The following is a 10,353-nucleotide window of genomic DNA, read 5'->3' on the forward strand; positions in this document are numbered from 1 at the left end:
AACGGCGAGCGGTCATACGGCTCGACTCCTCTAGCGCAACAACCTATTCGGCTACGACGGTGATGGTGGTCCAGCCGCCGACGTGGATGCGGTCGCCGCTGCGCAGCGGGATCGGGGTGTGGGCCGGGATCAGATCGTCACTGCCGTTGAGGCTGGTGCCGTTGGTGGAGCCCAGGTCGGTGACGGTGATGCCGGCCTCGTCCAGGTGCAGGCGGGCGTGCGAGCGGGAGACGCCGATATCGGCCGGGGCGATGCCCATATCGATATCGGGTTGCACGCCCTGCGACACGCTGCGCTTGCCGATCAGGAAATCACTGCCCTGCAACGAGATACGGCGGGACGGATAGTAACCCGGGAACTCGACTCGCTCGGCGTCGGGGCCGTTGCGGGCCAGCACCCGCTCGAAGAAGTCACGATCCGCGTCGACAGTCGCGATCCAAACAGACTGCTTGGCGGGGGTTCTCAGCAAAGACCCAACGAAGTCGGGTGGCGTGCCCGGTGATTCGGCCGTCGCCGGGCCGGGGTCGGACAGGTCCGGGCCCGCCATGACGGCGGGCGGCGTCTCGGGCGCGGGCAGGGCCGAATCATGGCCGCAGACCTCGCAGAACCGGCCGGAGGTCGTCGCACCGCAGGCCGGGCATGGCACCTGCGCCGTCACCGGCTCCGGACCGCCGATGGCCGCGCCGCACACATCGCAGTAGTCGGTTGCCCGCGTCTGATGGCCCTCGGGACACGTCATCGCCGCTATTCCTTTCGGACTCGCGCGGTCTTGGTGGATCTCGCGTCCAGAGCCATCTCGTCGAAGGTGTCGATGTCACGCCGCAGCCGCACTGTGCCGGTGCGCTCGTCCACCTCGACCACATTACGCAAAAGCTTTGCGGTGCCCTCGTTTCCGGACTCCGCCGCCAGTCGCACCGCACGCTGCAACTTGGCGGTCGCGGTGTCCAGGTCGCCCTGCTTACGCGCCGCCAGGCCGTCCTGCACCGCCTGGGCGAGTTCGGCCTGCCCGGTGTAGTGCGCCACGCGCCCGCTGATCCGGGCCGACAACTCCGAGTCGGTCGTCCACACCGCTTTCACCAGACCCTGCCCGACCGTCTCCTCCCCGGCCACCACGCTGATCCGCGCGGCCAGCTTCTCCCGTCCCGGCACCGCCGGCTCCAGCCGCACCTGCACGTGGTAATCCCGGTCCTCCACGCCCCACGCGCCCAGCGGATATTCCCCTACCTGCGCGCCTGTCTCGACGCGGCGGTCGGTCAGATCCTGGATCTGCGGGGCGACCTGCTTGACGAATCGGACCGTCGCGCCCGCGGGCGTCCACACCCGCAGCGTCAGTTCGGGGATCGAGCGGCCCATCGACGCCTGCATCATGGCCTGGAAGTCGGCGACCAGTCCCGAACCCTGCTGGACCACGTCGACCGATCCGAGCAGCCCGGAGGCGATGGTGCGCAGCTCCTCGACCACGTACCCGGTTCCGACGCCGCGGCAGTCGCAGGTGAACGCGCCCTGCGACTGCCGGATCTCCTCGGCGAGGTGCTCCGGCTCCTCGTGCTCGTTCTTACCGTCGGTGAGCAGGATGGCGTGCGCCATAGCCTGCGGATACTGCCCGGCCACCTGCCGCGCCACGCCCAGCCACGTGCCCATGGCGGTGCCGCCGTACGGGCGCAGCCTGTCCAGGGCTTCTCGTGCGGCGATGCGAGATTCGGCGCTCGCGCGCTGCAGCGGGCCGCGTGCGGGGAACACCACCTCCCCCTCGTGGGTGCCCTTCACGATGGCGAACAGCGTGCCGTCGGCCAGCTCGGCCAACGCCGCGATGGTGGCATCACGCGCACCGGCGAACCGGTCCTTCGCGGCCATCGACCCCGAACAGTCGATGATGATGATCTCCAGCCGGTCCTGTACGGGCTCGGCCCCGGCGAAATCGGCGTCGGTCTGCACCGTGACGACCGCGTCGACCGTATCGGCGCCGTCAGCCAGGTACTGGTTCTGGTCGACGGCAACCGAAATGCCCTCGATGTCCGGCGAACTCAACTTTCCGCTCCTCGCAGCTCATCGACTTTCGTTCCCACCGCGGCGAGCGCGACGGTGATGTTGTCGTTCCCCCCTCCGGCCAGGGCGTACTCGACCAGATCACGGGCGGCCCGGCGCGGCTGCGACGCGGTCGCGATCGCCGCCAGGCTCACCGGGTCGGACAGGTAGTTCCACAGCCCGTCGCTGCACAGCAGCAATACGCCCGGTCCGCGCACCTGCACTGTGGATATCCGGGTATCGGCGGCCTTGTGCTCGGCGTCCGCACCCAGCCAGCGGACCAGCGCATGCGCGCGCGGATCCCGCATCGCCGCCTGTTCGTCCATCACCCCGGCGGTCACCAGGGCCTGCGCCCAGGAGTCATCCACCGATAGTCGCTGCGAGGGCGGCAGCCCGCGGGCCTCGTCCACGGACAGCCAATAGGCGCGGCTGTCACCGACGTTCGCGATCGTGATCTCGAATTCGTCCGCACCGCCCGAGGGCCGCAGCACCGCGGACACATAGGTGCAGGACGGGGAATGACCGGCGCCCCGCGACACACCCCGCACCGCGTCGAATGCCGCGGCGAGCCCCGCCATCACGGCCTCGTCCGTGGCGCGATCGGCGGCCATCGCGGCCAGGCACGCATCCACGCCGCCGCGCGCACCGGCCTCGGCGGCCAGCTGGGGATCCTCCGAGGTGGACACCCCGTCGCAGACCGCGATCACGACCGTGGGCCCGGCCTCGCCGTGCAGGACCGCGGCCGCGACGGCATCCTCGTTGCGTGCGTGCACCAGGCCGCGATCGGTGATCAGCTGCACCGCACCCAGATCGGCCTCGCTGCGATCGGGCAGGCGACGCAGTTCACCGCACGCCGCGCAGTAGCCGTCCGGATCGAATTCCGTCGCACCGCATTCGGCGCACACCGCCGCGGGATCGACGGTCCGGTCCGGCAGCACCGCGCGGTCGATCGAGAGTTCACGCCCGCACTGCTCGCAGTACCGGTCGGCGCCCCGGGCTCCGGCGCCGCACTGCGGGCAGTGCCGGACCACCGCGGCGGCCTCGGGAGTGTCCGGTTCGCGCGAGTCGTCGTCTCGACCCGGCTCCGCCGTTCCCCGGACGATATCCGTCCACTTCCGCTGCTGGCTCGATGATTCGCCCACCCTGGGTTCTCGACCGCCTTCCCGGTTCATCCTTGCCTCCCCGCCGCTTGGCCGATCAGTTGCTGATAGTCGGCAACGGCCCGGGTGACCGCCGCCAGGTCACAGGGCTTGTGGTCGAGCAGGTCGGCGGCTATCCGATTGGCGGACAGCACATCCCGCTCCTCGCTGACGCCGAGGCGGGCCGCCTTGGCCTGGTACGCGCCCAGGCGTCCACGCAACTCGGCACGCCGGTCCAGCAGGCCCTGCGCCAAATCCACCGACTGCTGAGCGCGGGTGTGCGCGGCGGCGATGCGCCGACGCAGCTCCACCAGCGCCTGGGCGCCGGACGGTCCGGCCGCCAGCGCGTCGAGTTCGGCTCGCAGCGAGACGGTTTCGTCTTCGAGCACGGGCAGCGGCGCGGTGCGGATCTTCAGCTGCGCCTGCTCCCGCACCTCGGCCGCGCGCTCGGCAACCGCGCCGATCGCATCGAGCCGCTCGCGGGTCTCGGCGATGGCCGCGGGCCAATCCGCGCTCAGCGCGCGCATTTCCGTCAGCCCTCGAACCTCGCGGTCCAGGCGCCGCGCCAGATCTGCGGCGCACGTGTCGATATCGGCCGGGGTCAGTGTCAGCGGATCGGTGGCCGAGCGCCCGAGCAGATCGGTGACTCCGGCGGCGATCGCACGCAATTCCGTTGTGATCCCGCCGAATTCATCCAGTCTGGTCTGGATCGGCGTCAGCGCGGCCAGCACCCGGCTGTTGATCGCGTCGACGGCGTCGAGGAATTCGGTGATCCGGGGGATCGCCTCTCGCATCCGTTCGAGGGTGTCGGACAGTCCTACCAGCAGCACCCCGGGCTCGTTCGGCCGCTGCGCCGCCGGGATCGGGCTCGGCAGCATCTGCTGCGGGTGATCACGCAGCAGCCTGGTGAGCTCGCCGCGCTCGGTGTCGCCGAGTTTGCCGCGCTTGGTCCGGATCGCGCGCGCGGAATCCAGAATCGCCTGTGCACGGCCGAAGTCGTCCCACATCAGGTCGAGCAGCCGCGCGAGCGGGCGCCACCGCTCCAGGGTGCGGCCGGACGGCGGAAAGCCGCGCAGCAGCACCAGGCCCGGATGCCGGTCCAGGTCCACCAGGGTCGCGGCGAGGGTGTCGACTTCCCCTGTGCGCGCGGCTAATTCGATATCGATCTCCGCGACGGTGAGCGCGTTCATCGGTGGCCTCATCCGCTGTAATGCGGGGCCGGGGGGCCGGACGAGGGACCCAGTGCGGTCAGGTCCTGGTTGTAGAGCCGCTGCCAGGTGCCGTCGGTGCGGATGCGGCTCAGCACGCCGTTGACGAAGCGGACCATATCGTCCTGGCCCTTGGGCACACCGACCGCGTAATTCTCGTATCCCAGCGGGTCGCCGACTATCTGCAGATTGGGGTCCTGGGCGGCGAGGCCCGCGAGGATGGGCTCGTCGGTGCTGACCGCGTCGACCTGGCCCTGCTGCAGGGCGACCAGGCAGTCGGTCCAGTTCGTGACGCCCAGCACGGTCGGCGGTTGCGCCAGGTGCATCGCGAACAGCGGATCCGCCGAATCCGCGCCCACGGTCACGCAGACCCGTTTGCCGGCCAGATCCGCGGCGGTGCGGATACCGGAGTTTCGCGCGGCGAGAATACGTTCCGGCGCGGCGAAATACACACTGGAGTAGGCGATGTCGCGCAGGCGGTCGCAGGTGACCGAGAAGGTGCGCACGACCAGGTCCACCTGGTGGCTCGTGAGCGCGGGCACTCGCTCGGCGGTCGTGACGATGCGCCATTCGATCCGGTTCGGATCGCCGAACAGGTCGCGGGCTATCTCGCGCGCCAGATCGATGTCGAAACCCTGCAGCTGACCGGTGGACGGATTGCGGAAGCCGAACAGGTAGGTGTTCTGATCGACCCCGACGGTGAGCCTGCCCTTGGCCACGATCCGCGCCATCGTCGAATCCGGCGGGAACGCGCCGGATGTCGGCGTGAGGCTGGCCGTCATGTCACCGCACTGGCCATCGGCCGGCGTGGACTGGGTGATCGGCTGGGAGTCCGGCGGCCGCGGGCCCACCGGCGATACCTGCGTGGCCTGCGGCACCCCGGCCTGCGCGCCGCAGCCCGCGAGCATCCCCACCGCTGCCAGGACCGCCAGCGATCGAAGCAGCCGCGCGCACCGGTTCACTGAAACTCCTTCAACCGCGGCCATAGTCCGGCGACGACGGCAACGGCCGCGAACACCATCAACACCAGTGTGCCCGCGGCGGCGCCGATCCAGGAGTCACCGGCGGAGGCGATCTGGTCACGCAGTTGCGTCCGGGTCCGGCCGAGGCTGTCGCCGATGGCGGTGTCCAGACCGGTGAAGGTCGCGGCCGAGGCGGTGGGCGCGGCGCCGATCGCCTGATCGATCGCGGCCGGGTAGTTCGCCGCGCTGTAGTCCTGGACCTGGATGCCGTGCCCCGCAACCCAGTGTGAAAGCTGCTGCGACAAAGGCGAATTCGACCCGGCCCCGGCGGTGAGCCGGTCGCGCAGGGTGGCGGTCTTGGTCGCGAAGTCCGCCTCGGTGGAGGTGGTGTCGCCGCGGGTGATCAGCTCGAGCGTCTCGTCGGTGCGGGCCTGCTGTCCCAGGATCCGGGCCTGCGCCAAATCCTCGGCGCGAACGGTCGGACCACGCGCGCCGGTATCGACCGCACCGGACGATACGAACGTCGCACCCACCACCCACACCAGTGCCAGCACCGCGGCGCCCGCAGCGAACAGCAGGCCGAGGTTGAACAGCCGGTTGGTGCGCCGCAGCAGAACTCGCGTGCCCGCCACGGCGCCGATCAGCACCACCAGCAGCAGCCCGATCGCCGGCCACGGCGGTCCGGTGATGGCGCGCTGATCGTCGCGGAGCGCCGCGAAGCGCTCGGTGGTGAGTTCGGCGGCGCTGGGCAGCAACGAGGTCTGCATCAGGCTCGAGGCCTCGCGCAGATAGGCCGACCCGACCGGGAAGCCCTGCCGGTTGTTCGCCCGGGCCGACTCCACCAGGCCGGCGTAGACGGGCAGATCCGCATCGATCTGCGCGACGAGCCGGCGGGACCCCGGATCGTTCGTGCCGGTGGTCGCGGTGGCCAGTGCGTCGGCCGCATCGGCCAGGGCCTGCTGATACTGCGCCCGGACCTGCGGGGATTCGACGCCGCCGGACAGAAATGCGGTCGCGGCGCTGGTATCGGCCTGGGACAGTGCGACATACAGGCGTTGCGCCGCGTAATCCAGTGGCTCGGCGCGTTGCAGGGAGGCATCCCGGCGAGCGGTCTTGCCGCTCAACTCGTTCACGCACACCAGACCCGTCACCAAGCACAGCACCACGGCAACGGCGGCGATCACGGTGATCACGCCGGGGGTGGTGGCGGCCACGCGCCGCAGCAGATCCACGCCCGTGCGGAGTGACGCCGGTGTACGAACTCCCAAGCTCCCTCCCCCTCCTGCATGCCGTGCGGGCTCCGCGGCCGGGCGGCACACCGGTGTAGCGGAGCACACTCCGGCGTCGGCGAGTCCGCCGTGCCGGAGTCTTGCAGGCGATCGTACGGGAGGTGATATCGGTTCGCCGAACGATTACTTCTGGACATGCGTATTCATTCGCCTTACTGTTGAGACATGAGCGACGATATGTCTCAGTCCGTACGATTCGAGCTCTGCTCCGGCGAGTCCTGGCGCGATCCCTGGGGGATGTACGCCGCGCTGCGGGAGCACGATCCGGTGCATCATGTGATCCCCGCCGGGCGCCCGGACGAGGACTACTACGTCCTGTCCCGGTACAGCGACGTATACGACGCCGTGCGTGATCCCGAAACCTTCTCCTCCGCACAGGGTTTGACGGTCGACTACAACAACCTGAGCGAGATCGGGCTCGGCGAGAACCGGCCGTTCGTCTTCACCGACCCGCCCGAGCACACGGAGTTCCGCCGCCGGGTCGCCAAGGGGTTCACCCCGCGCCAGGTGCAGGAGATCAGCCCCGCCGTCCGGGAATTCGTCATCGAACGGATCGAACGGCTGCGCGCGGCGGGTGGCGGCGATATCACCGCCGAACTGTTCAAGCCGTTGCCCACCATGGTCGTCGCGCACTATCTCGGTGTGCCCGAAGAGGATCGGGAGAAGTTCGACGGGTGGAGCGAGGCGATCGTCGCCGCCTCTGCCGCCGGGGCCGAGGGCGTGCTGGGCGCGCACGCCGCGGTGACCGAGCTGATGGGCTACTTCACCGCGCTGATCGAAAAGCGCCGTACCGCACCGGGCGACGACACCGTCTCCCATCTGGTCGCCTCCGGCCTGGGCACGGACGGCGACGTCGGCGGGATACTGCAGATCCTGGGCTTCGCCTTCACCATGATCACCGGGGGTAACGACACCACCACCGGAAACCTCGGCGGCGCGGTACAACTGCTGACCCAGCATCCCGAGCAGCGGCAGCGACTACTGGACGATCCGGGCCTGATCCCCGGTTCCGTCGACGAGTTCCTGCGCCTCACCTCACCGGTCCAGGGCCTGGCCCGCACCACGACCCGCGATGTCGAACTCGACGGCGGGACCATACCCGCGGGCCGCCGGGTCCTGCTGCTGTACGGCTCGGCCAACCACGACGAGCGCGAATACGGCTCCGACGCAGCCGAACTCGACGTCACCCGCAACCCGCGCAACATCCTCACCTTCGGCAACGGCAACCACCACTGCCTCGGCTCGGCCGCCGCGCGCATGCAGGCCACCATCGCACTGACCGAACTACTGGCCCGCTGCCCGGAATTCACCGTCGACATCGACCAGGTCCGCTACACCGACGGCAGCTATGTGCGCTGGCCGGTAAGCGTGCCGTTTCTCGCCCATGAGTAGCGATTGGCTGGGTGAGGATCGGTCGTTGCGGGCGGCCGAGCGCATCCTCGACGCGGCGGCGCGATTGTTCACCGAGCGTGGGGTCGCCGCCACGCAGATGGCCGATATCGCCCGGGCGGCGGGCTGCTCCCGGGCCACGCTGTACCGCTATTTCGACAGCAGGCAAGCGGTGCAGCTGGCCTTCGTGCACCGGTCGGCCCGGCGCGTCGGCACCCAGGTCACCGCGGAGATCGGCGATATCACCGATCCGGGCGAGCGCGCGGTGGCGGGTGTGCTGGCCAGCCTGCGGGCGGTGCGCGCGGATCCGCTGCTGATCTCCTGGTTCCGTCCCGGGGATGCCGGGCTGGCGATCGAGATCGCGCAGACCTCGCAGGTCATCGAATCGATCGCCGGAGGGTTGAATGCTCCGGACAGCGGCGCCGGGCAATCGGATTCCGCGCTACTGGCCCGGTGGCTGACCCGGATCATCGTCTCGCTGCTGACCGTTCCCGGCCGCGACGAGGACGAGGAACGCGAGATGCTGTCCCGGTTCCTCGCCCCGCTGTTCGCTCCCACTCACTGATCGGTCCACGCCCGTTCCGGTGCCGCGAACCCCCTGCACAGGGTGCATCCCACGGCATCGAGTGCGGATGGGTGGGAAGGACTTGCGCGCGCCGCCCGCGATCGCAAGGCTGGGAGGCATGGATTCGCTGATCATGTCCGCCCGCGACCTCGAGTTCCTGTTGTACGACTGGCTGAATGTCGCGCGGCTGACCGAGCGCGAACGCTACCGGGAGCACTCCCGGGAGACCTTCGATCAGGTGCTCGAGCTGTCCGCCGAGCTCGCGGCGAAGTATTTCGCCCCGCACAACCGCGCGGGCGATCTGCAGGAGCCGACCTTCGACGGCGAGAAGGTGCATATCCTGCCCGAGGTCAAGCGCGCGCTGGACGCCTTCACCGAGGCGGGGCTGATCGGGGCGGCCATGGATGAGCGCGTCGGCGGCATGCAGCTGCCGCATACTGTGTTCACCGCCTGCATGGCCTGGTTCTACGCGGCCAACGCCGGTACCACCAGCTATCCGCTGCTCACCATGGGCAATGCGAATCTGCTCGCGGCGCACGCCTCCGACGAGCAGATCGACCGGTTCGTCCTGCCGATGGTGCAGGGCCGCTATTTCGGCACGATGGCCCTGTCCGAACCCCAGGCGGGCTCGAACCTGGCCGACATCACCACTCGGGCCGAACCCCAGCAGGACGGTGCCTATCGCCTGTTCGGCCGCAAGATGTGGATCTCCGGCGGCGATCACGAACTCTCGGAGAACATCGTCCACCTGGTGCTGGCCAAGATCCCCGGCGGGCCGTCGGGCACCCGCGGTATCTCGCTGTTCATCGTGCCGAAATATCTTCCGGCCGAGGATGGTTCGCTCGGCGAGCACAACGACGTCGTGCTGGCCGGGATCAACCACAAGATGGGCTGGCGCGGCACGGTCAACACCGCTCCGGTGTTCGGCGACGGTGCGTTCACCCCCGGCGGGCGGCCGGGCGCGATCGGCTATCTCGTGGGCCGTGAGCACCGCGGCCTGTCCTATATGTTCCACATGATGAACGAGGCCCGCCTCGGCATCGGCCTGGCGGCGACGGCTCTGGGCTACACCGGCTACCTCAAGGCCCTGGACTACGCACGGGGCCGCCCGCAGGGCCGCCCGAACGGAGTCAAAGACGGCCCGCAGGTGCCGATCGTCGAGCACCCCGACGTACGCCGCATGCTGCTGGCGCAGAAGTCCTACACCGAGGGCGCGCTCGCGCTGCAGCTGTACTGCGCCACCCTCATCGACGACCAGCGCAGCGCCACAACCGATTCCGAGCGCACCCGCGCCGAAACCCTGCTGCGCGTGCTGACCCCCATCGCCAAGAGCTGGCCCAGCCAGTGGTGCCTGGCCGCCAACGACCTGGCCATCCAGGTCCACGGCGGCGCGGGCTACACCCGCGACTACGACGTCGAACAGCACTACCGCGACAACCGCCTCAACCCCATCCACGAGGGCACCCACGGCATCCAGAGCCTAGACCTGCTGGGTCGCGCGGTCACCACCGACAACGGCTCGGCCCTGTCCCTGCTCCTGGACACGATCGCCGACACCATCACCACTGCCCGCTCCACCGGCGACCCCGAACTGGGCGATTTCGCCGATGCCCTGGCCCACGCCACCCAGCGCATCGCCACCAGCACCGCCCTGCTCTGGAAGGATGCCAACCCCGAACTGGCCCTGGCCAATTCATCGGCCTACCTGGAAGCCGTCGGCCACACGGTCCTGGCCTGGATCTGGCTGGAACAGTCCGTCGCCGCCCACCCCCACAC

The 10,353-nt window shown here is 69.6% G+C and carries 9 protein-coding genes; 3 read left to right on the forward strand and 6 right to left on the reverse strand.

Annotated elements, in window-relative coordinates:
* Positions 1-43: 43 nt before the first annotated feature.
* From JZ791_RS32595 to JZ791_RS32620, 6 genes are read right to left on the reverse strand one after another with little or no spacing between them, the layout of a single operon-like run.
* The gene (locus JZ791_RS32595; protein WP_216899774.1) at positions 44-739 is read right to left on the reverse strand and encodes an FHA domain-containing protein; all 696 of its coding nucleotides are present in this window, start codon (positions 737-739) and stop codon (positions 44-46) included.
* Positions 740-744: 5 nt separating this feature from the next.
* Entirely contained in the window at positions 745-2,028 is a 1,284-nt protein-coding gene (locus JZ791_RS32600) for a vWA domain-containing protein (RefSeq protein WP_216899775.1), read from the reverse strand.
* The gene (locus tag JZ791_RS32605; RefSeq protein ID WP_254206720.1) at positions 2,025-3,197 is read right to left on the reverse strand and encodes a PP2C family protein-serine/threonine phosphatase; all 1,173 of its coding nucleotides are present in this window, start codon (positions 3,195-3,197) and stop codon (positions 2,025-2,027) included. Before JZ791_RS32605 ends, JZ791_RS32600 begins: the two co-directional genes overlap by 4 nt.
* A complete protein-coding gene (locus JZ791_RS32610; protein WP_216899776.1) occupies positions 3,194-4,354 on the reverse strand; it encodes a hypothetical protein in 1,161 nt (386 codons plus the stop codon). The genes JZ791_RS32605 and JZ791_RS32610 overlap by 4 nt, the downstream gene beginning before the upstream one ends.
* Before the next feature lie 8 nt (positions 4,355-4,362).
* Entirely contained in the window at positions 4,363-5,280 is a 918-nt protein-coding gene (locus JZ791_RS32615; protein ID WP_438804580.1) for a glutamate ABC transporter substrate-binding protein, read from the reverse strand.
* Between the two features lie 50 nt (positions 5,281-5,330).
* Complete coding sequence (locus JZ791_RS32620; RefSeq protein WP_254206721.1) at positions 5,331-6,602, reverse strand: GlnX family signal transduction membrane protein; 1,272 nt, start codon at positions 6,600-6,602, stop codon at positions 5,331-5,333.
* A 186-nt stretch (positions 6,603-6,788) separates the two neighbouring features.
* Between JZ791_RS32620 and JZ791_RS32625 the strand changes: the two genes are divergently transcribed.
* The 3 genes from JZ791_RS32625 to JZ791_RS32635 all read left to right on the forward strand — a co-directional run.
* The gene (locus JZ791_RS32625) at positions 6,789-8,015 is read left to right on the forward strand and encodes a cytochrome P450 (protein ID WP_216899778.1); all 1,227 of its coding nucleotides are present in this window, start codon (positions 6,789-6,791) and stop codon (positions 8,013-8,015) included.
* The gene (locus JZ791_RS32630) at positions 8,008-8,577 is read left to right on the forward strand and encodes a TetR/AcrR family transcriptional regulator (RefSeq protein ID WP_216899779.1); all 570 of its coding nucleotides are present in this window, start codon (positions 8,008-8,010) and stop codon (positions 8,575-8,577) included. Before JZ791_RS32625 ends, JZ791_RS32630 begins: the two co-directional genes overlap by 8 nt.
* A 118-nt stretch (positions 8,578-8,695) precedes the next feature.
* A partial coding sequence (locus JZ791_RS32635; protein WP_216899780.1) for an acyl-CoA dehydrogenase occupies positions 8,696-10,353 on the forward strand: 1,658 nt, incomplete at its 3' end.

The sequence above is a fragment of the Nocardia alni genome (genome assembly GCF_019038435.1).
GTDB lineage: Bacteria > Actinomycetota > Actinomycetes > Mycobacteriales > Mycobacteriaceae > Nocardia > Nocardia alni.